23 protein-coding genes are annotated in these 20719 nt (G+C 63.1%); 11 read left to right on the forward strand and 12 right to left on the reverse strand.

The annotated features are described in order from the left end of the window. The first annotated feature begins 55 nt into the window (after positions 1-55). Positions 56-646, forward strand: coding sequence for an NAD(P)H-dependent oxidoreductase (locus tag D6Z43_RS11265; protein WP_120652114.1), 591 nt, complete (start codon positions 56-58; stop codon positions 644-646). 136 nt (positions 647-782) lie between these two features. Here the strand turns inward: D6Z43_RS11265 and D6Z43_RS11270 are convergent, their stop codons facing one another. From D6Z43_RS11270 to D6Z43_RS11280, 3 genes are all read right to left on the reverse strand, one after another. Further along, entirely contained in the window at positions 783-1625 is an 843-nt protein-coding gene (locus D6Z43_RS11270) for an FHA domain-containing protein (RefSeq protein ID WP_120652116.1), read from the reverse strand. 75 nt (positions 1626-1700) lie between these two features. Continuing rightward, complete coding sequence (locus D6Z43_RS11275; protein WP_120652118.1) at positions 1701-3230, reverse strand: serine/threonine-protein kinase; 1530 nt, start codon at positions 3228-3230, stop codon at positions 1701-1703. 2 nt (positions 3231-3232) lie between these two features. Beyond that, positions 3233-4000 carry a PP2C family serine/threonine-protein phosphatase gene (locus D6Z43_RS11280; RefSeq protein ID WP_120652120.1) on the reverse strand — a complete coding sequence of 256 codons (768 nt, stop codon included), beginning with the start codon at positions 3998-4000 and terminating at the stop codon, positions 3233-3235. Positions 4001-4251: 251 nt separating this feature from the next. On the opposite strand from D6Z43_RS11280, the gene D6Z43_RS28340 reads away from it, so the two are divergent. Next, positions 4252-4383 (forward strand): hypothetical protein, encoded by a 132-nt coding sequence (locus D6Z43_RS28340; RefSeq protein WP_256660989.1) that lies wholly within the window; start codon positions 4252-4254, stop codon positions 4381-4383. A 57-nt stretch (positions 4384-4440) separates the two neighbouring features. Here the strand turns inward: D6Z43_RS28340 and D6Z43_RS11285 are convergent, their stop codons facing one another. Next, entirely contained in the window at positions 4441-5310 is an 870-nt protein-coding gene (locus D6Z43_RS11285) for a universal stress protein (protein ID WP_120652122.1), read from the reverse strand. A 263-nt stretch (positions 5311-5573) separates the two neighbouring features. Next, entirely contained in the window at positions 5574-6332 is a 759-nt protein-coding gene (locus D6Z43_RS11290; RefSeq protein WP_120652124.1) for an SDR family NAD(P)-dependent oxidoreductase, read from the reverse strand. 129 nt (positions 6333-6461) lie between these two features. Here D6Z43_RS11290 and D6Z43_RS11295 point away from each other — a divergent pair, with 129 nt between their 5' ends. After that, complete coding sequence (locus D6Z43_RS11295; RefSeq protein ID WP_120652125.1) at positions 6462-7370, forward strand: LysR family transcriptional regulator; 909 nt, start codon at positions 6462-6464, stop codon at positions 7368-7370. On the opposite strand, the gene D6Z43_RS11300 is transcribed toward D6Z43_RS11295, so the two are convergent. Beyond that, a complete protein-coding gene (locus tag D6Z43_RS11300; protein ID WP_256660990.1) occupies positions 7358-7684 on the reverse strand; it encodes a diguanylate cyclase domain-containing protein in 327 nt (108 codons plus the stop codon). The two genes, D6Z43_RS11295 and D6Z43_RS11300, sit on opposite strands and share 13 nt — an antisense overlap. Before the next feature lie 177 nt (positions 7685-7861). Between D6Z43_RS11300 and D6Z43_RS11305 the strand changes: the two genes are divergently transcribed. From D6Z43_RS11305 to D6Z43_RS11320, 4 genes are all read left to right on the forward strand, one after another. Then, positions 7862-8368 (forward strand): cytochrome C, encoded by a 507-nt coding sequence (locus D6Z43_RS11305; RefSeq protein ID WP_256660991.1) that lies wholly within the window; start codon positions 7862-7864, stop codon positions 8366-8368. 277 nt (positions 8369-8645) lie between these two features. Next, positions 8646-8855, forward strand: a complete 210-nt coding sequence (locus tag D6Z43_RS11310; protein WP_120652128.1) for a cold-shock protein — start codon at positions 8646-8648, stop codon at positions 8853-8855. A 94-nt stretch (positions 8856-8949) separates the two neighbouring features. Continuing rightward, positions 8950-9129: a hypothetical protein gene (locus D6Z43_RS11315; protein WP_028626729.1), complete on the forward strand. Its 180-nt coding sequence runs from the start codon at positions 8950-8952 to the stop codon at positions 9127-9129. Between the two features lie 186 nt (positions 9130-9315). Continuing rightward, the gene (locus D6Z43_RS11320; protein WP_120652130.1) at positions 9316-9870 is read left to right on the forward strand and encodes a magnesium transporter; all 555 of its coding nucleotides are present in this window, start codon (positions 9316-9318) and stop codon (positions 9868-9870) included. A 61-nt stretch (positions 9871-9931) separates the two neighbouring features. Here the strand turns inward: D6Z43_RS11320 and D6Z43_RS11325 are convergent, their stop codons facing one another. Beyond that, positions 9932-10855 carry a LysR substrate-binding domain-containing protein gene (locus tag D6Z43_RS11325; protein ID WP_120652132.1) on the reverse strand — a complete coding sequence of 308 codons (924 nt, stop codon included), beginning with the start codon at positions 10853-10855 and terminating at the stop codon, positions 9932-9934. Positions 10856-10982: 127 nt separating this feature from the next. Between D6Z43_RS11325 and D6Z43_RS11330 the strand changes: the two genes are divergently transcribed. After that, positions 10983-11918, forward strand: a complete 936-nt coding sequence (locus D6Z43_RS11330) for a DMT family transporter (RefSeq protein ID WP_120652134.1) — start codon at positions 10983-10985, stop codon at positions 11916-11918. Between the two features lie 32 nt (positions 11919-11950). Here the strand turns inward: D6Z43_RS11330 and D6Z43_RS11335 are convergent, their stop codons facing one another. Beyond that, positions 11951-12865: a c-type cytochrome domain-containing protein gene (locus D6Z43_RS11335; RefSeq protein WP_120652135.1), complete on the reverse strand. Its 915-nt coding sequence runs from the start codon at positions 12863-12865 to the stop codon at positions 11951-11953. Positions 12866-13149: 284 nt separating this feature from the next. Between D6Z43_RS11335 and D6Z43_RS11340 the strand changes: the two genes are divergently transcribed. Continuing rightward, complete coding sequence (locus tag D6Z43_RS11340; protein ID WP_120652138.1) at positions 13150-13473, forward strand: hypothetical protein; 324 nt, start codon at positions 13150-13152, stop codon at positions 13471-13473. A 46-nt stretch (positions 13474-13519) separates the two neighbouring features. Here the strand turns inward: D6Z43_RS11340 and D6Z43_RS11345 are convergent, their stop codons facing one another. Both D6Z43_RS11345 and D6Z43_RS11350 read right to left on the reverse strand, forming a co-directional pair. Next, positions 13520-13780 carry a DUF3509 domain-containing protein gene (locus D6Z43_RS11345; protein ID WP_120652140.1) on the reverse strand — a complete coding sequence of 87 codons (261 nt, stop codon included), beginning with the start codon at positions 13778-13780 and terminating at the stop codon, positions 13520-13522. 256 nt (positions 13781-14036) lie between these two features. Beyond that, positions 14037-14873 (reverse strand): S1 RNA-binding domain-containing protein, encoded by an 837-nt coding sequence (locus D6Z43_RS11350; protein ID WP_120652142.1) that lies wholly within the window; start codon positions 14871-14873, stop codon positions 14037-14039. Between the two features lie 268 nt (positions 14874-15141). Between D6Z43_RS11350 and D6Z43_RS11355 the strand changes: the two genes are divergently transcribed. Beyond that, positions 15142-17475: an LTA synthase family protein gene (locus D6Z43_RS11355; RefSeq protein ID WP_120652144.1), complete on the forward strand. Its 2334-nt coding sequence runs from the start codon at positions 15142-15144 to the stop codon at positions 17473-17475. A 68-nt stretch (positions 17476-17543) separates the two neighbouring features. Here the strand turns inward: D6Z43_RS11355 and D6Z43_RS11360 are convergent, their stop codons facing one another. Then, positions 17544-18212: a TetR/AcrR family transcriptional regulator gene (locus D6Z43_RS11360; RefSeq protein WP_120652146.1), complete on the reverse strand. Its 669-nt coding sequence runs from the start codon at positions 18210-18212 to the stop codon at positions 17544-17546. Between the two features lie 81 nt (positions 18213-18293). Between D6Z43_RS11360 and D6Z43_RS11365 the strand changes: the two genes are divergently transcribed. Continuing rightward, positions 18294-19397: a DUF2855 family protein gene (locus D6Z43_RS11365; protein WP_120652147.1), complete on the forward strand. Its 1104-nt coding sequence runs from the start codon at positions 18294-18296 to the stop codon at positions 19395-19397. A 6-nt stretch (positions 19398-19403) separates the two neighbouring features. Here D6Z43_RS11365 and D6Z43_RS11370 read toward each other — a convergent pair whose 3' ends face one another. Next, a complete protein-coding gene (locus D6Z43_RS11370; RefSeq protein WP_120652149.1) occupies positions 19404-20696 on the reverse strand; it encodes a phospholipase in 1293 nt (430 codons plus the stop codon). Positions 20697-20719 lie beyond the last annotated feature (23 nt).

The raw sequence follows: 20719 nt of genomic DNA on the forward strand, positions 1-20719 counted from the left end.
CCGCAAGGGTGCGACCGGTAGTCTGCCGCCACATCGACTTACGGAGGCTACTGCCATGAAAAAGATTCTGTTGCTCAACGGCGGCAAGAAGTTCGCCCACTCGGACGGCCGCTACAACGCCACCCTGCACGATGCCGCGCTGGCCTTCTTCGACCGCGCCGGCTTCGACATCAAGGAAACCCAGATTGACTCCGGTTACGACGTTGCCGAAGAGGTGCAGAAGATCCTCTGGGCCGACGTCGTGATCTACCAGATGCCCGGCTGGTGGATGGGCGCTCCCTGGACCGTGAAACGCTATCTGGACGAGGTGTTCACTGCCGGTCACGGCAGCCTCTATGCCAACGACGGCCGCACCCGCTCGGACGCTTCGCAGAAGTACGGCAGCGGCGGCCTCATCCATGGCAAACAGTACATGCTGTCGCTGACCTGGAACGCACCACAACAGGCCTTTGACGACCCCACCGACTTCTTCGAGGCCAAGGGTGTGGACGCCGTCTACTTCCCCTTCCACAAGGCCAACCAGTTCCTCGGCATGAGCACCCTGCCCACCTTCCTCTGCGTGGATGTGATGAAGCGTCCGAGCATCGAGGAGGATGTGAAGCGCTATGAAGAGCACCTGGCCGAAGTGTTTGGCATCACCGCCTGATCCGCGCAGACGTTCGTAGGTTGGCGCCAAGTGCAGCGCGGCCCAACGTGGCCCAAGGCAACCGACGCGTTGGGCTTCGCAGGCTCAGCGCCAACCTACCGGGCCGCTGTGCGGCCCTTGGCGGATGAATGCGCCCCTACAGCAGCACCTTGCCGGCATAGGCCGCGGCTGCAGCGATCACCAGCACCAACAGGCCAATCAGCACCTTGTTCGGCGACTGTCGCACGGCTTCAGAGGGGGCGACATTGTTCTGCGCCGCCGCGCGCAGTGGGTTGGCCACTTGTTGACGAGCTGCCGGGCGTGGCAGCGTAGCCTTCGGGATCTGCGCCACGGGCATGAACAGCGTGGCGTCCTCGTCCACCACCTGCGGTGCAGCCACCTTGGGGCCGATCACCAGCAGGGTCACAGAGCCCATGCGAATCTGATCACCTGGCTGCAACACGGCGGTGCTGACCTTCTGCTGGTTGACGAAAACGCCGTTGGCGGAAGCGAGGTCCTTGACCTCCAGCACATCGTCCTTGAGGAAGAACTCGCAGTGCCGGCGCGATAGTTCCTGGTCGCTGAAGCACAGCTCACACTTCACCGAGCGCCCGAAGGTCAGGGAGCCGGTGACGTGGTACTTCTGCCCTTCGTGCTCCCCCTTGATCACCTGCAGGAACCAGCGTGCCGAGGCTTGCGCCTTGGGGCTGGCCTTGGCCGGGTCCACCAGCAGGAGTTCGAGTTGGCCGATACGCACGAGGTCGTCGGAGCGCAACTGGAAGCGTGCACCGATACGCTCGCCATTGACGAAGGTGCCGCCAGGCGTGCCGCAATCGCTCAGGTAGTACTGGCCGTGATCCTGGCGGATCTCCGCATGGAACAGGCTGATCTCCGGGTCCGCCAGCACCAGGCTGTTGCGACTGTCCTGACCGATGGTGAAGCGCTCATCCACCAGCCAGATGGGCGCCTGGCGGTTATCCGCGAAGTGAATTCGTAGCATTTGAGGTCCTTGGAAGCAGGGCACAGGGCAATGATAGCCATGTGCCTGCAATCCTGACCTTGCTGGAGTTGGCAGTTAGTTGAAAAGACGGTTCCAGAACTTCTTGATGGGGTTGCTCTCTTCCTGCTGGCGCGCCTGCTGTTGCGGCCGGGTCTGGCGGCTCGCGGCCACACGAGCTGCCTTGGCCTTGCGCACGCGTTGGTCGTGAACGGCACGCAACTCCAGCAGCGTCGGGTTCGTCGGCGCGACCTGCAGTCCGGCATCGATGTATTCCAGCGCGAGGGCGAACTCACGTCGCTGGTAGGCTTCTTCGCTGTGATCGACGAAGCGCTGTGCGACCTTCTCCAGCCCAGCCAGCGCCTGTTCGTTGCCGGGAGCCAAAGTCAGCACCTGCTGGTAATAGAACACCGCGTTATCCTGCTCGGGTTGCACCAGTTGGTCCTCGGCCAGGCGCTGCTCGGCCAGGGCCAGGATGTTGGCGACGCGCGCGGCAAGCACACGCTGCAGGCCGTCACCGGCCTTGGCATTGTCGTTGTCCAGGCGCAGCACTTCATGGAAGTAGAAGTCGGCGTTGTCGGCCGTCGGCTCCATCAGCTTGCCTTCGGCCAGTCGCTGCTCCCCCAGCTCCAGCAGGTCGGCGATCTTCATGCGCAGAACGACGTAATAACCGCCCCCCGTGGAGACTACCAGCAGCATGAGGCCGGCCAGCCCCCAGAGCAGGCCGCGGTAGCGCTGGCGTGCTGCTGACTTTTTCGCAGATGCGCCTACGGATACAACGGGTGCAATGCGGGTGAAATCGAGGTCGAGATCGCACAGTTCGGTCAGGCTTTCCAGCAACACCCGGCAGTCGGCGAAACGCTCTTCCGGGTCCTTGGCGAGCATGCGATCGATCAGGTGCTGGTAGTCGGACAGCCCCCGGCGCAGCAATGGCGGGTCCATCTGCACGTGGTTGAGCACGGTATCGGCGTAGCTTGCGCCGCGATACGGGTTCTCTCCGGTCAGCAGCTCCAGGAGGATCACGCCCAGGCTGTAGATATCGCTGCGAGCGTCCAGCGGCTGGCACTGGGCCTGCTCCGGGCTGCTGTAGGCAGGGCTACCGACGGCGACGTTGAACTGGGTCAGCTCGGTATCCAGCTCGAGGTCCTTGGCGATACCGAAATCGGTGAGCACCGCCGTGCCATCGTCGCGAAAGAGGATGTTGGCCGGCTTGATGTCGCGGTGTACCAGCCCCTTGTCGTGGACGACCGCCAGGGCGCCGGCGATCTGTCGGACGATGCGCAGGGCCTCCAGGGGCTCCAGCTCGTGCCCCTTGTGGCGGCCGAGTTCGCCACCGGCAAGGAACTCCATGGCGAGATAGGGCCGGCCATCGGGCAGGTGGTCGATATCGTGGATGGTGACGATGGACGGATGGCGCAGGGAGGCCAGCATGCGCGCCTCCCTGACGAAGCGATCAACCAGGGCTTCGTCGTCCAGCCGGTCCAGTACTTTCACCGCAACCTTGCGATTGAGGGACTCCTGGGTGGCGAGGTAGACCTCGGCCATCCCACCTTTGCCCAGGCGTCCGTGCACAAGATAGCCGGGGATATCGAGAAGATTGTCAGTCATGTTCAGGGTCTTCGGGATTTGAGCAACCGGCTCAGGAACGAATTGGACCTGCTTGCAGGCAAAGAGGTTTCCGGCGGCATCAGGCCGATCACGATGCAGGAGATATTATCCCGACCACCGGCATCGCACGCCTGCTCCAGCAATTGCGCGACCAGTTCGTCGAGGGTTTCGGCGTGGGCGCATCGGGCCTGGATCTGTTCGTCGTCCAGTTCGCCGCTCAGGCCGTCGCTGCACAGCAGCAGCAATTCGCCGGGCGCCAACGTGCCCAGCACGCGACCGACTTCAAGATCCTGGTGCACCTGGCCCAGACATTGAGTCACGACATTGCGCCGAGGATGCTGGCGAGCCTGCTGTACGGTCAGTTCGCCGGCGTCCACCAGCGCCTGCACCAGGCTATGGTCGTGACTCAGCCGCACGATTCCGGCAGCGCTCACCCGGTAGGCGCGGCTATCGCCGGCCCAGACCAGGTCGAATGCCGTTCCGTCGAATTTCACTGCGACCAGGGTGGTACCCATGCCAGAACCGCCAGCTGCCGCCACGACGGCGGCGTGGGCGAGCTGCACCGCAGCCTCCAGGTCCTGCCCGGCGGAGGTTGCGTCCCGCAACGTGGAAACCGCCACGGCGCTGGCCACTTCGCCGCGCTGGTGGCCGCCCATACCATCGGCGACGGCCCAGAGCCCCAGCTCCGGGGCGCAAAGCAGTGCATCTTCGTTGTGTTCACGCACGCAGCCGGTGATGGACTGCGCGGCGTATCCCAGTCGTTCGGACATTGGGCTCTCGGTTGCCGGCAAGCGTTGGTCCCGCATGATGCGGCGGCGGCCGGTCGATGTCACCGCCCGGTAGATGAAGTGTTAAGCAGTCGAACATTTTCCAAGGCATGCAGCCGAGTGCCAGGCGGCTATGCTGTTTTCATCGGTTCCGTAAACCAACCGGCTCGTGCAGCCCAGGAGGTGGTAATGGCCATTGAGCGCTTCAAGGCAGGGATGCGCTGATCCATTCACCCTCTCGCGGAGTAACCATCATGAGCAAAGGTCTCGATGCAAAACGCGCGGCGAAGAAAAAGCCGCAAAAGACCCTTCTGGAAAAACGCTCTGCCAAGCGCAGCAAGAAATCCGGTGCCGGCCTGCTCGGCAGTCATGCGCCGAATCCTTGAACCCTCCAGCGCAACGAAGACGCCCTCCTGATGGAGGGCGTCGTTTTATGGGTTGGGTCAGGCTGCGCGATGGCCGTCGGGCGCCGCCTCCTCCAACGCAGCCTCTGGCTTGATCACCAGCAGATCGCCCTCCAACCGATCGAGCACGGCCTCCGCCGTGTTGCCCACCAGCGCGCCTGCCAGCCCCTGACGGGCGACGGTGCCCAGCACGGTAAGCCCCGCCTCGAGTTGGTGGGCAATCTGCGGAATCAATGTTCGGGCCGGGCCTTCGCCAAGATGCAGGCAATGCTCGGGCAGCTCGTATTCCTCCATGAACCAGCGGCACTGCTCATGGCAATGGCGGGCGATGACCTGGTCGAGGGTCTGCTCCGGGTCGGCCTGGGGCAGCCTGGCCGGCGAATAGGCGCTCACCACATGCAAGGCGGCACCGAACAGGCCGCGGAGGAAGTTGGCGTGTTCCATTACATTGCCCTGCAACGCGACGTGTGCCGCGTCCTGGTGCTCGACATCCATGCCAGCGAGAACGGTGCCGCCTTCCCAGACGCGTCCCCCCCGGATCAGGAGCAGCGGTGTGGGTACCTGGCGCAACAGCTGCCAATCATCGGGAGTCATCAGCAGTTGGCTCAGGCGTCCAGCGGAACGGTGTTGCTTGATTACCAGGTCGCACGATTGGGTGCGACAGGCTTCCAGGATGGCGTTACTCGCACGATCAAAATCTACCCGTGCCACCGTACCTCGCGCATGCACGCCCGAGCGCAGGAGCCCGACCAGGTATTGGTCGAGTACCCCGGAGGAGCTATCGCTCGGATCGCAAAGCAGAAGGTTGAGGGTTGCGTCAAGCTTCTGAGCAATCTGCAGTCCCCGCTCGAGGGCTTCGGACTCGGAATCGAGGGGGATGACGACCAGGATTTTCTTAACCGAACGCATGGCAATCGTCCTCCGGTTGCGGAAACGCCAGTGCGGGCTGATCTCTATTGCCGAGTCATGGGACGAACGCCCGGCAGCCGGGGCTGCCGACGTCCTCAGTGGTCAGGAGTATGGCCTCCCTGCCTCGCCGGGCAAGGCAGGTCATCGCGGGGTAAAGTCCGATTGATTCCTGATCAAGGCCCGGAAGGAATAAGCACGCATTGAGCCGATTCAAGTTGCCGGGCGAGGCCTTCTCCCGTGATGAGCCGCTGCGCCGCACGCCCTCAGAGGAACATCCCACCCGACGCTTCCACCCGCTGCCCATTGATCCAGCGTCCCGCGTCAGAGAGCAGCATGGCCACGGCTGCGCCAATGTCTTCCGGCAGGCCGACGCGGCCGAGAGCAGTATTGCCGGCGATGAAGGCATTGACCTGGGAGTTGTCGCGCACCACGCCGCCGCCGAAGTCGGTCTCGATGGCGCCGGGGGCCAGCACGTTCACGGAAATCCCACGCGCGCCCAGCTCCTTGGCCTGGTAGCGGGTCAGCACTTCGATGCCGCCCTTCATCGCCGCGTAGGCGGCATAGCCCGGCAGCGCGAAGCGCGCCAGCCCCGTGGAAATATTCAGGATGCGTCCACCGTCGGCGATCAGAGGCAGGAGCTTCTGGGTGAGGAAGAACGGCCCCTTGAGCTGGACGTTCACCAGTTGGTCGAACTGTTCCTCGGTGGTTTCGGCAAAGCTGGCATGGATGCCGATGCCCGCGTTGTTCACCAGGAAGTCGAAATTGTCGCGGCCGAACTCGGTCTTCAGCAAGCGCCCCAGGCTGGCGGTGAAGGTTTCGAAGGTGGCGCTCTTGCTCACGTCCAGCTGGAGCATGGCGGCGTGTCCGCCGAGGTCCATGATCTCGCGGCTGAGGGATTCGGCGTCCTCCAGCTTGCTGTGGTAGGTGCCGATGATGTCGATACCCTGGGCCGCCAGGTGCTGCGCCATGCTTTTGCCGAGGCCTCGGCTGGCTCCGGTGATGAGTGCAATCTTGCGGGTCATTGCAGTGCTCCTGGTTGCAGGTGGTGGATGTGGTGAGGAGCTTATTGTCCGGCTTACATGCGATAAATAATCCGCTATCGGAATCACTGAGCGGCAAACCCGAATAATCCGGAAAGAGGCGCCACACGGATGAACAAGCTGGAGCTACTGAGAACCTTCGTACGGGTCAGCGAACTGTCAAGTTTTACCCAGGCCGCAGACAGCCTTGGCCTGCCCCGTTCCACCGTGTCTGACCAGATACAGGCGCTGGAAGAACTCCTGGGCACGCGCTTGCTGCAACGCACCACACGCAAGGTCCGGGCGACCCAGGACGGTCTTCTGCTGCATGAACGCAGTCGCGAGCTGCTGGCGCAGATGGACGAACTGGAGGGCTTGTTCCGCCAGGACGCCACAGCATTATCTGGCCGTATCCGGGTGGACATGCCCACTGTTCTTGCACGCAAGGTGGTGATGCCGCGCCTGGTCGAGTTCACCGACCTGCATCCGGGAGTCGAGCTGGAAGTCAGCAGTACCGACCGCCGGGTGGACCTTGTGCGCGAAGGCTTCGACCTGGTGCTGCGAGTCGGGCCTCTGCTGGACACATCGCTGGTAGCGCGCCCTCTGGGAGCCTTCCCGGTGGTGAATGTCGCCAGCCGTGCCTACCTCGCCACCCATGGCGTACCGCACTCGCTGGAAGATCTCGCCGGCCATCGGCTGGTGCATTACGTGTCGATATTGGGCAGTCGGCCCCCGGGCTTCGAGTACCTCGCCAGTGGCAGGGTCCACTACCTGCCCATGGCCGGCAGCCTGACGGTGAACAACGCTGAAGCTTACAGCGCCGCCTGCCTGGGCGGGCTGGGGCTGATCCAGGTGCCGCGGCATGGTGTGCGCGAATTCCTGGAAAGCGGCGAACTGGTAGCGTTCCTGCCGGAATTCCAGGCGCCGCCACTGGAAGTGACCCTGCTCTACGCCCACCGCCGGCTCCCCCGGCGCGTGCGCGCGTTCATGGAGTGGCTGGAACTGGTGGTTCAGGAACAGGCCGCGCCTCAGGGGGCGTAGGTAAAGCGGTTGCGACCGTTGTGCTTGGAGTCGTAGAGGGTCTGGTCGGCCTTGATGAGCGCCTGATTGAGGCTGTCGCCGGCGTCCAGCCTGCCCACGCCGACACTAATCATCACCGGGTTGGCTGCCGGTGCTTCCCGCACCGTCGTCAGGAGCACCTGCATGCGCCTCTGGACCTCTTCATGCGTGATGTCCCAGAGGTTGACACCAAACCCTTCACCGCCGAGGCGGGCGAATTCGAACTCTCCAAGCGCTTCGCGAACAATGAATCTGAAGTTGTTGTGCGGCAGCTCTGAGGCGAAGAAGAAGACCACGCAAGAAGCGCTAAGGGTCAGCCAGAGCGGCTACAGGTCATCGGGAATGCCCTCGATCAGCCAAGGCCCGATTGCCTTGATGCGGATCAAGCAACCCGCCCGGTGCGATGCCGTCCATCGCAACCACATCGGTGCTGCTATCGTTTTCGGGGTCGCTTTTCTCCTGTGGATGCCATCATGTCCCTGCCCTTCGCCACTCCCTGGGCGCAGTTCGGCGCCTTGGGCGTTCGTCTCATTAGATGGTTCGCCACCGCGCTCGCCTTCCTGGTGTTTCCGACCATGGCCGAGAGCGATGACGTCGCTCGCGGGCGCTACCTGATCCAGGTTTCCGGCTGCAACGACTGCCATACGGCAGGCTGGATGGAATCGTCCGGGCAAGTGGCCGAAGGCCAGTGGCTGACCGGTAGCCCACTGGGCTGGCGCGGTCCCTGGGGCACCACCTATGCGTCCAACCTGCGCCTGGTGGCGCAGAATCTCAGCGAGGCACAGTGGCTGGAACATGCCCGGCGGGAATGGCGACCTCCGATGCCCTGGTTCAACCTGCGCCGGATGGAGGACCGCGACCTCACGGCGATCTTCCATTACATCCGCAACCTGGGCCCGGCCGGCAGCGTGGCGCCGGCCTACGTGCCACCAGGGCACGCACCGCAGATGCCCTACGCAGAGTTCCCCGGAGTGGAGTGACGGATTTGCGACACCTGCGGATGTTGTGCCATTCGTCGATCGATCCTTGCGTGTTCGCAGAAGGGTTGCCTGGGCGACCTGATCAGACGGCTGGCGAATAAAAGGTTAGGCATTCCTCGAAAGCACAGGTATTGTGTCGAGCGCTGTGATGCATGTGTCACCGGGAAACGGTCTGTACTTTAGCGGTCCCTTCTTCATCGGTTGCCGACTCTCTGCACTCAGTGACAGGCTGGAACGGTCCAGCCCAGCAATAACTCAGTTTCTAGGAGACATTCCAATGTCCGAGCGCCAAACCGGTACCGTCAAGTGGTTCAACGATGAAAAGGGCTTCGGCTTCATTACCACCGATAACGGTCCGGACCTGTTCGTTCACTACCGTTCTATCCAAAGCGCCGGTTTCAAAAGCCTGAAGGAAGGCCAGAAGGTCTCCTTCATCGCTGTGCAGGGCCAAAAAGGCATGCAAGCCGACGAAGTGCAAGTGCTGTAAGCACAAGCCGATAAAAGAACCGGCCTTCGGGCCGGTTTTTTTTTCAGTCGTTCCGAATGGCCAACCATCGGCCACCACGTACAGAGAAAGTGAAATGCGCATCAAGACCTCCCATAGCAGCACCCCCAAGCCGCCGGCAGCAACCACCAGCAGCGAAGCCCTGGAAGCTCAGATTGCCGCCTTCCTGAACAAGGGTGGCGAGATCCAGGAAATCGCCAAGGGTGTCAGCGCCCAGGTCGCGCCGAGCCGCCATATCCGCATCGGCAACAAGTAAGACCCTCTGGGCGCCCCGGGGCGGACAGGTGCAAGACCTTCCGCCCGGCGCCACCGCCCTGCCGATGGGCGGATGCCGCTTGCAGCAAGACTCACCCGACTAAACTTCCAGACAGGCCGGCAGCGGCCGGAAACCGGGGGTAACGGTCGGACGGGGGCCCGGCGCCAGCCAGATGGGAGGTGTCCCATGCAGCGGCACTACTACATCAGCGACAACCTCAAGGACCTGGAAAAGGTCGAAGACGAGCTCGAGGCCCAGGGCATCGACCACGAGCAGATCCACGTGCTCAGCGAACGCGATGCCGACCTGGAGCATTACCACTTGCACGATGTCTCCTCCGTGATGAAGCGTGACATGGTGCACTCCGGCCTGATTGGTGTCGGCATCGGCCTCGCACTTGCGGCCCTGGTGATGCTGGTGGCCTGGCTCAGTGGCTGGACCGGTACGGCGGCCGGGTGGATTCCCTTCATCTTCCTCGCGATCGCGCTGTTCGGCTTCAGTGTCTGGGAAGGCAGCCTGTTCGGAATACAGACACCCAATGCCGTGGTTAAGCGCTTCCAGCGCACGCTGGACGAAGGCAAGCATGTGTTCTTCGTCGACGTGAAACCCACCCAGGAGCCCATCCTCGCCCGCGTCGTCAGCCACCACCCGATGCTCAGGACCGCTGGCACGGGCCAGGCCACGCCGGATTGGGCCGAGGTTCTGCAACACCGTCTGCATCAGTTGCGCAAGATGATGTAAACCTTCCTCGCGACGGCGGATGCAACGCTCGGCGTCATCCGCCGCTTCAATCCTTATCCCTTCAGCCCTGATCCGGCACCGTGCTGGCGCGCGCTTCCGCCAGTAGCCAGTCGATCAGGCGCCGCACCTTTTCCGCCGGTGGCGACCGGCGACTCCACGCCAGCCGATAGGCCCAGGGCGTCGGCAAGCGCCCCCTCTCGCCGAAAGGCAGTACCAGCCGCCCGTTGGCGATATCGTCGCAAGCCAGGGCAGTTGACCCCAGGGCGAATCCCTGGCCACTCACTGCTCCCTGGATGGCGTGGCCGATCAGGCCGAATCGCATTCCCCCCTTGATCGGCCCCGGCTCGCCAACATACGTGGAGAACCAGTCTTCCCAACTGGGCAGATGCAGATTGGCGGAGTTTTTCCAGTGGGTGTGGATAAGCCTTGCACCCAGCATGTCTCGAGGCTCGCGTATCGGGCCGAACTGCTCCAGGTAAGCCGGGCTGCAGACGGGGAAGAATTCTTCGAGAAACAGCAACTCGCTGGCGGGCATGGGCATATCGGTGGAGGTGAAGCGGATGGCCAGGGTGGCCTCGCCGCGCTCCAGGTCCACCAGTTGCTCGGTAGCCTCCAGGCTGAGGGTGATGTCCGGATTGCTGGCGGCAAACTGGTTGAGTCGACGCATCAACCAGTGGCTGGCGATGGACGGCGCACAGGTGATGTGGATGGGGCCTTCGTCCTGGCCGCGCAGCTCGTCCGCGCCACGGGTGAGCAACTCGAACGCCTGGGTGACCGTGGCGGCCAAGCGGTGTCCATTGTCATTGAGCGTGACGGTATTGCGCGTGCGGTCGAACAGGCTCACGCCCAGCTCACTCTCCAGCAGCCGGATCTGTCGGCTCACCGCTCCCGGCGTTACGGAAAGCTCCTGGGCGGCCTCAGTGAAATTGCGGCTTCGCGCGGCGACCTCGAAGGTGCGCAAGGCGATGAGCGAGGGGAGACGCATGGCGGCTTCGCTTTGAGTTCAAGTCAAAGCATGATGACAAATCATCGTTTGAATGCAAGGCGCCCGAGGACCGATCCTGCGCCCATTGGCGGCCTCTGCCGTGCCCCTTTGCCTTGTGAGTCGAACGATGAAACCCTCCCGCCTTCCCCTGGACTGGTTCGCCTGTGGACTGATGTTCGTCCTTTGCATCTGCTGGGGTTTCCAGCAGGTGGCGATCAAGCTGACCCTGGACGACGTTCCCTCCATCCTGCAGTTGGCCGTCCGCTCCGGCGGTGCTGCCCTGGTGCTGGGCGCGCTGGTGTTGTGGAAAGAAGGTCGCGGCGCCTTCACCGATGGAACCCTGCTGCCCGGAATCGCGGTTGGCACGCTGTTCGCCTTGGAATTCCTGTTCATTGGCGAGGGGCTCAACCACACCAGCGCCTCGCACCTGTCGGTGTTCCTCTATACGGCCCCCATGTTCGCCGCCCTCGGCCTGCATCTGATGCTGCCGGAGGAACGCCTCTCCCCCTTACAGTGGCTCGGCGTGATGGTGGCCTTCGGCGGCATCGCCACGGCCTTCCTCGGCCAGCCATCCGGAGCCCCCGGCAACGTATTGCTGGGTGATGCGTATGCGCTGTGTGGAGCCGTCGCCTGGGGTGCCACGACCCTGGTGATCCGTGGTTCGTCGCTTTCCGAGGCCAACCCGGTAAAAACACTCTTCTACCAATTGTTCGGCGCAGTCCTGTTGCTCACTGTCGTGGCCTTCAGTACGGGCAAGACCGATCTGCAACTGACCCATAAGGCAGTCATCAGCCTGGCGTTCCAAGTGGTGGTTATCGCGCTGGTGAGCTACTTGGCCTGGTTCTGGCTGCTTCGCCGCTACCTGGCGACCCGCCTGTCGGTGCTGTCCTTCATGACCCCGCTGTTCGGCGTGACCTTCGGCGTGCTGGTACTAGGGGAGACGATCGACCTGTCCTTCGCCATTGGCGCCACCCTGGTGCTGGGTGGCATCGTGCTGGTCAGTGGCGCCGAGTTGCTACGCGGTCGCCGGCAGCGCAAGGCGTTGGCCACTTCCGAGGCCTGACTGCCGCTGGGAAAGCGGCTTCGAGACGGCGTTCAGCGCCGACGGATGCGTTCCACCAGCACCTGGCCGTCCTGCCCCAGACGCCCGCGCACTTCCACGAAGTCCCCGACACCTGGCGACTTGTCGATACGAGTGCCAGGTCCGACGACCAGTTGCAAAGAATCCAGGGTCCAACCCTCTCCCAGCACGCCCTGCAGCCGCACCCGCGAACCCACCGGGCTGGGTGCCGGCTGGCCGTTGGTATCGCGGGCACCCTGGTCGATCCAGTCGACGATCAACTGGATTTCCTCATCGCTGAGAAAGGGCGGCCCGTCGTAGGGCATCTGTGGTTGCGACTGGCCACGAACCCGCCGTACCAGCTCACTGGCTCCCGAGGCGCCTGGTACCACGCGCAAGCGCTCGTGACGATCGAGGATGGCGGCGTAGGAGTTCAGTAGCAGGCCTTCCGGGGCAGAGCCCATCAGGCCGTAGGGGGAATGACACTTGACGCAGCGGCTGGCGAAGATCGGTGCCACATGTTCGTAGGTCACCGGCCGCCCTTCGGACGGACGCTGCAATGGCGCGGGCTCGACCATCGAATCCGCCGGCCGGCTTCCAGGCTGCAACCCGCCGACGATCCAGCCCTCGACCAGCGCAATCTCGCCGTCACTCAGGAAAGGCGGCCCGGTCATCGGCATGCGCGGCTGGCTCTGCCCCTTGAGGCGGCGGATCAGTTCGCTGCCTGCCGGATCGCCACTGACTACCACCTGCCGACTTTTGCTGCCCTTGAGCAGTTCTTCCAGGCTTGTCAGGCGCAGGCCGAGCGGAGCTCCATCGCCGGAATGGCACATCACGCAGCGCGCCTGGAGGATGGGCTGGATATCGTCGAAGCTCACCTCCTGTGCCTGGGCCAGGAGCGGAGCCAGCATCAGCGAGCAGAACTTGACCAGCCCCAGGACCTTGCCCATCTCGACCGAGCCTCAGCGTTGGTTGCCTCGCTAAGCCTAGTGAAACAACCCACTTTGCGCTGCCGCGTGGAACCCCGACCCAATCCGCCGGTCAGTCTATTCGAGGCCGGCGTGTGCCGACCCCAAGCCCCGGGCTCTAATCAGTCGCCGCTGTGGACCCCGGGGCTTTCCCCTGCGCGAAAGGTCAGAAACGTCCGTATACAGATTCGCCCGGTCCGCTAGTTTCCTCAGAGCGTGCCGTAGGCAATGATGGCCGCCGCGTGTCGCAATTGGAGAAACATCGCATGAAACCTGCCCCCCGCCTCACCGCCCTGCTGCTCGGTGCCGGACTTCTGGTCAGCCTCGCCGGCTGCGAGCTGGCCGAGGAGTCGGCCAACAAGTTGGCGGAGAAAGCCGAGGCAGCCGCCCAGGAAATCGCCCGGGAAGCCATCGGCGAAGCGGTCAACGAATTGAACAAGCAAGTGGACGAAGCCCAGGCCTCGGCAAAGGAGTTGCTGGGTGAACCGAAGAAGGACGAAGCCCGCGAAGAGCAACCGCGTGCGCCATCGAACAAGAATGAGGGCAAGGAAGAGGACGCCATGTTGCCACCCTCCGGCGTCGAGACCTGATCCCTGGCGAATCCGGCCGCGATTTCCCTGTCGCGGCCTACCGGCCTCAAGCGCGCAGGTAGCGCGGCAAGGGCTTCCTATGAAGTACCTTCAGTGACTCCACCGGCGGAACTTCACCATGCTCCAGCGCCAGGTCGCGCCGGAGCGTACTGACCAGCCAATCCAGTTGCGCCGTTGCCGCCACCACGCGCTGGAAAAATTTCCCCTCGCGCTCCAGCGTCAGCACAAAGCCCCCATCTGGCCGAGGCTTGGTGCTCAATTCGTATTCCGGAAAGGCGCCGATCAGCTTGTCAAAATCCAGATCCATGTCTTCTCTCCCAGAAAAAATGATTGCTCCTGCACCCAGTTTGCAGCGTGCATGCCAGCGCTATGACAACGGAAACACGAAATAAATCAGTCGGTTGCAATTTTTTTGAACAGTTTTTTCCATGCATTGCGCACGATTCGGGGGGATTTCAGCGTGCAATTTGCAAGACCCTTGAAATGCAAAGCCCCCGACAGAAGCGAACTCCTGACCGGGGGCTTTGTATTCAAGGCCGCTGCAAGCGCGGCCTCCGGGTAATTCAGAGCAACTCGATACGGTCGTCTTCGATGCGGATCAGACCCTGCTTGTAAAGGCCGCCGATGGCCTTCTTGAAATTGCCCTTGCTGGCGCCGAAACGCTGGCTGATCAGTTCCGGCGGACTCTTGTCGGAAAGCTTCAGCACCCCACCCTCCGCGCGCAGCGCGGCGATGATCTGCTCACCGAGGCCACTGACCGCCTCCACGCCCACCGGTTGCAGGCTCAGGCTGATCTTGCCATCGGGACGGACCTCCCGGATGTAGCCCTTCTCACGCATGCCATTGCGCACGAACTTGAAGACTTCGTTCTTGTGCAGCAGGCCCCAGTGCTTGCCGTCGATGATGGCCTTGTAGCCCAGGTCGGTCTTCTCGACCACCAGCAGGTCAACTTCCTGGCCAGGCTTGTAGTGTGGCGGGGTGATGTCCAGGTAGCGATCCAGGCGGGCGGTTGCGGTGATGCGGCGGGTACGCTTGTCGAGGTAGACGTGTACCACGCAGTAGTCGCCAACCTGCAGCGGGCGCTTCTCTTCCGAGTGGGGCAGCAGCAAGTCCTTGGGCAGACCCCAGTCGAGGAACAGGCCTATGCGATTGATCTCGGCCACCTTGAGGCTGGCGAAACCGCCGACCTGCACCTTGGGCTTGAGGGTGGTGGCTACCGGGCGGTCTTCGCTATCCAGATAAAGGAAGACATTCAACCAGTCACCCACTTCGGTGGGTTGGTCCTTGGGCACGTAGCGTTTGGGCAGCAGGATTTCGCCGTCCGGGCCGCCATCCAGGTACAGCCCGAAGTCGGTGTGCTTGGCCACCTGAAGTGAATTGAAACGCCCGATAAGTGCCATCTTCGCAACCTCTGTAAGTCGAGGCGGCATTCTACCTGCTGGCCGGCCGCCGGACCACGAGTGGCGTAGTCTGGAGCAGACACCACGAAGCCAGGCAAAACAGCCTTTCATCGCCCGATGCGTCGTAGAAAGCTCCCTGAATTTTCATTCTGCAAAACTGTCTACTGGTCGCTAGCACAACGATGTTTCAAAATCGTGTCGTCGCAAGCGCGACCATGTATTCCGGCATCACTAGACGGATTCTCACTGTCACATCTCAGGAGTTCCTGTGCGCCCATTCAGCCGTTGGCTGTCGCAATCCCTTTCGCTCGCAACACTTGGCGTGCTTTTTCTGGTGATTCCCCTCGCCAGCCGCTACTGGCTGGGCTGGTCCAATCCCTTCGGCTATCTCTCCGACCTCGCGTTCGGCAGCTTCCTGATCGTGCTGCTCTATGGCCGTTCACTGTTGCTGGCACTCCCGTTGATGCTGTTCTGGTGCATGCTGATCCTCGGCAATGCCGAGTTGATCGGCGCCGTTGGGCGCATGCCGGAAACGAGCGACCTCAAATACCTGCTCGACCCGCAGTTCGTCAGTCACTCCACCCAGGGCGGCGGTATCACCCACCCGTACCTGGGCCTTGCGCTGGGTGCCAGCCTGCTGGCCTGCCTATTGTGCTGGCGACGCGGGCACCGCCCGCTGAACTGGAAGTGGTTCGCCACGCCAGCGGCCTTGCTGATGGGGCACGTCGCCCTGCAATCCGTGCAGCCCAGCGACGCCGACCAGTGGAAACAATTCAACCTGCCGCACAAGCTCATGGCCAGTGCGGTGAATGTCGGCCAGCTTGCCGTCGAGGACTGGCTCGATGGCGACAAGCCCGACGTTCCGCCGGACATCGCCGGGCTGGCGCGCCTGGACCTGGGCGGCACGCCGCTGCTCTCAGGCCCCGGTCGTGCGCGCAACGTGCTGGTGATCACCCTGGAAGGCATCCCCGGCACCTACATCGCTGCCAACCGTGCCGCGATCAACAGCAGCTACCAGGATTCGCTGATGCCCAAGCTCAGCGCCTGGGCCGAACGCGCCATGACCACGCCGGACTATGTGCTGCACAGCCACCAGACCATCCGCGGTCTGTACGCCATGCTCTGCGGCGACTACAGCAAACTGGACTCGGGCACGCCCAAGGGCCTGGAGCTGCTGAACAACCCGGCCCGGGCCAAGGCCTGCCTGCCCGCGCAAATGCACCAGCACGGCTTCAGCACCCACTTCCTCCAGGGGGCCGGTCTGCGCTTCATGGCCAAAGACAAGATCATGCCGCAGATGGGCTTCGACAAGACTCTGGGGCGCGACTGGTTCCGCAACAAGGCCTATCTGGAATTCCCCTGGGGCATGGACGACAAGGCCTTCTTCGAAGGCGCGCAGACTTACGTGAAGCAACTGCGCCAGCAGAAGAAGCCGTGGATGCTCACCCTGCTTACCGTCGGCACCCACCAGCCCTACTCCGCCCCGGCCGAATACCTCATGCGCTATCCGGACGCCAAGAAGGCGGCGATCGCCTACCTGGACGACGCAGTGGATGCATTCCTCACAGGTCTGGAGAAACAGGGTGTCCTGAAGAACACCCTGGTGATCGTCACCTCGGATGAATCCCACGGCATCGAGAACGTTCGCCTCGCCTCGGCGTGGGGTTTCAACCTGGTGCTGGCTCCCGAGCAGGCCTCGCTACCGCCAATCAAGAGCGGCGTGTACGGGCATGTCGACCTGACCGCCTCGATTCTCGACTACTTCGGCTACCGGGTACCGCAGAACCTCTCCGGTCGCTCGCTCTTCCGCGACTACGAGACAGGCCGCGAGATCATGTCCTACACCAACGGCAAGCTGCGCTACCACGACGGCAAGCAGACCTTCACCGAGTGCGACTTCCGTCAGGTCTGCCGACGCTACCAGAGCGAGGGTTTCATCGCCGACGAGGCCCGCTACCAGGGCAGCTACAGCGGCAAGAAGGCCCGCCTGATTTCCCAGCGCGCGACAATGCTTGACCAGTCGCTGCAAGGCGGCAACCTCGGACAGGAATACCAGTTCGCGACCCGCGAACGGATTCGCCTGAAAGAGAAGGCCAAGGATGACTGGGCCGACAACCTGATCGGCGCCCAGTACATGGAATTGCCGAAGGACAGCCGCACCAGCGTGCAGATGACAATCAAGGTGCTGCGCATGGACAAGCAGGGAGCCCAGTTGCGCCTGAAGGCCAAGGAGTTCGAGCGCGACGTGGCCTTGCCGATCCCGGAAATGCCCCTGCTGAAACAGGGTAAGCCGCTGAAGGTCAATTTCGCCTTCGACAACCCCGAAGCGCGCAAGGCCTTCTCCTTCCACCTGCTGGCCGAAGGCCGGGGCGTGATCGAGATCAGCGACTTCCGGGTCAGCACCGAACCGCTGCCGCCGCCCACCCAAGCCGCCGAAAGCAACGGTCAAGTGGCACAGAAGCGCCCGCTGCACCCCATTACCACCCTCTTCGGCCTGCTTGCACGCCAACAGGATGCGATGGAGAGCGAGCTGGAGACTCCGGGTGAGGAGCGCGCGGTGCTGCCGGAAAGCACCGAACTGCGATTGCAGCAGTATCACTGAGTTGCGGAATCGGGCTCACAGGAAGGGCGGCTTGGCTGCCCTTTTTTCATGCTGATTGCCGCCTGAACTCAGAACGAAACCTGTGGCGCTGAATCCGACTCGGCACGGGCCGTTTCCATCAGGATGCGCGCGCAGCAGAGTTCTTCCATTTCCACCAACCAGGCCTCCACCTGCTGCGCCGTAAGCTGTGCAGTGAGACCGTAACGACGCCCGCCCCACACGGCTACGAACAGCGCATCAATGCTTTCCGGACGCGGTTGGCGCGGCATGTCGGAGCAGGCCGCCACCGCTTCGCGCCACTTGCCCGCCAGCTCCTGGTAAACGCGCTGGTGGTGCCAGGGTTCGGCGATGAGGCGCTCCAACTCCATCAGCTCGTTATCGAAGAATGGCCTCGCCTGCTCCTGCGAATGGCCACAAGAAAGTCGTACCAGACGTCGCACGCGGGTCTGCCAGTCGACGCCCGTTGCCAGCACCACTTCCCGCTCCAGACGCTGCAACAGCAGGTCGAGCTGGTGGCGGACATAGCCGGAAAGCAGGGCTTCCTTACTGGGGAAATAGTCGTAGAGCGTGCCTACGGCAACGCCGGTTTCCAGCGCGACTGCGCGGGTGGTCACGCCACTCCAGCCGCGTTGGCGAAGAATCCGAACGAAGGCTTCGTAGATGGCCTCAACCGTGAATCGGGCGCGTGCTTGCGAGGGCCGCTTGAGCGGCTTATTGCGGGGCTTTGCGGACTCCATGGGGATCTCTTGCGGTTTCCGAACCCGAGCCTGGAAGGCTCTTGCTAGCCTGTTCCAACCCCACCAACGCTGGAGCCGGAAATGTCGAATCGCAGCACAGTATCACGCCTGTTCACCCGTAAGGGTGCACTTGATCAGACACGCCTCGTGCAAAAGGAAGAAAGCCTGGAAGCGGCCGATGGCGAGATCGTCCTGCGCCTGGGCCTCTTCTCCCTCACCACCAACAACATCACCTACGCCGCCTTTGGCGACTCCATGCAGTACTGGCAGTTCTTCCCCACACATGAAGAAGGCTGGGGTCACATGCCGGTGTGGGGTTTTGCCGACGTGCTGGACTCAAAAGCAGCGGGCATCGAAATCGGCGAGCGCTTCTATGGATACTTCCCCATCGCCAGCCATGTCCGCATGCAGCCGGAACGGGTTACGCCGCGGGGTTTCTACGATGGTGCAGAACACCGCCGCAACCTCACCTCGGCCTACAACCAGTACACGCGCTGCAGTTGGGATAGCTATTACAGCCCAGAGACCGAGGCGCTGCAGATACTGCTCAAGCCGCTGTTCCTGACCTCGTCCATGCTGGCGGACTTCCTCGGCGACAACGATCTGTTCGGCGCCCGTCAGGTGGTGTTTTCCAGCGCCTCCAGCAAGACCGCCTATGGCACCGCCGCCTGCCTTGGACACCACGCCGGTCGCCAGTTGGTAGCCATGACGTCACCACGCAACAGCGACTTCGTGAACGCCCTCGGCTGTTACCAGCAGAGTTGCACCTATGACCAACTGGAGAGCCTGACGACGGACCAGCCCACCCTTTACGTCGACTTTTCCGGCGACCTCGCACTGCGCGCCCGGGTACACCGGCACTTTGGATCGAGCCTCGTATACAGCTGCTTCGCAGGCTCCGCCCAGACTCCGGAAGCCAACGCACTGAGTTGCCCCGTTGGCCCACAGCCGGAGTTCTTCTTCGCCCCGGTACAGATCCGCAAACGCAATGCGGAGTGGGGGCCGGAACAGGTCAGCCGGCACATCGGCGAGGGGCTGCTGAACTTCTACGAGCAGGTCAGTCGCTCGCCCCGCCCCTGGCTACGGGTGGTCGAGGGCCAGGGCTACGAAGCGGCTCAGGAGCTGATCGGCAACCTCTTCCACGGCCGGGTGGCCGCCGACGAAGGCCATGTGATCCGCCTCTGAGGTGGATCAGGGCAAGGTCGCGCGAGTGGCATTGCGGCTGTGCGCTCCGAAGTGGCGGATCAGCCGCACAAGCGCCTGGTTGAGCTGGACGTCCTCGGGCAGGGGCGCGAGCTGGTTGCCCTGGCTGAACCCGGACTGCGCCTGGCCACTCGCCAGCCAGTGACCAATGCGCTCATCGAAGTCATCGGCAGCATCGTAGGATTCCTGGGACACCACCAACCGCAGCGACTCTCCATCGAAGGGCGGGTAGTCATCGTCGGTACGGTTGTCGGCATAGGCGCGCAGCAACGGATTGTCGTTGCTGCCTTCGCGCAGCAGTTTACGCAGCCAGTCGGCCTGGTACTGCTCCACCTGGGTATGCCGGTTGGCCACCTGCTCGATGGCCGCCAGCTTGTCGCTGTCCAGACCCACCGCAGCCTTCAGGGCGATCCAGAACAGACGGGGCGTACCGTGCCCCGGCAATGCCTTGGCGTGATAGGGCTGGGTGAGATCCTGAATGTAATGCAGGCCCCAGCCGAGGAAGCGATAGCCCCAGTACGGGTGGCCGCTCTCGAAGGCGAAGCGCGCCAGTCCGAGGTACTGGTAGACCCGCACCTCGGGGTAGGTGCGCGACAGGTACGGCGCGGCCCGATAGATGAGTTCATCCTCGTGGTAATAACCGATGTGGAACGGCGCCTGGGACGAGTATTCGAAACGGGCATCGCCGAACGGCTGCTTGCCGAAGTTGTAGCGGGCGCCGACTTCACCGGGGTTGTCGCTGAACAGGTTGATGTCGTGACCGTAGTCCGGTTCATCGGCAGCACTGGCGACCACCGCCAGGGCCGGCAGGGTTTCGCCGGGCTGCACCTGGTAGAAACGCCATTCGCGCCACAGGCTGAGCTTGCGGAATACCAGCACGTCAGAGGCATCGAGGGACGTCCGACCGCTCCAGTCCATGCCCGGCAGGGCCTGGACAAAGTACGCCAGCTTGATCTCCGGGTTCACCCGCAGCGCCATCAGGAAGGCCTTGCGATGGTCGCCTCCGTGGGTTGGGATCCAGCGCAGGTCGTCGGGCCGAGCCGGGTAGTCCGGCAGGTTTTCCCGGAAGAACTCCTCCTGCTCGTCCAGCAGTTGCTCCAGGGCAACGCCCTCCTCTTCCAGGAAAGACTCCAGGCTTTCCACCTGCACCGGCGGCGCGTCCATGACCTGCGGCAAGCCGGCCAGCGCCAGAGCGGTGCCAAGGGCATGGTTGGACCAGGCCATGGCGGTGGATGGCAAGCCGAGGAGGCTCAGGCTGAGCGCGAGCGCCAGGTACTTCATCGATCACTCCGTGACTGGATTTC

The sequence above is a fragment of the Pseudomonas sp. DY-1 genome (assembly GCF_003626975.1).
GTDB lineage: Bacteria > Pseudomonadota > Gammaproteobacteria > Pseudomonadales > Pseudomonadaceae > Metapseudomonas.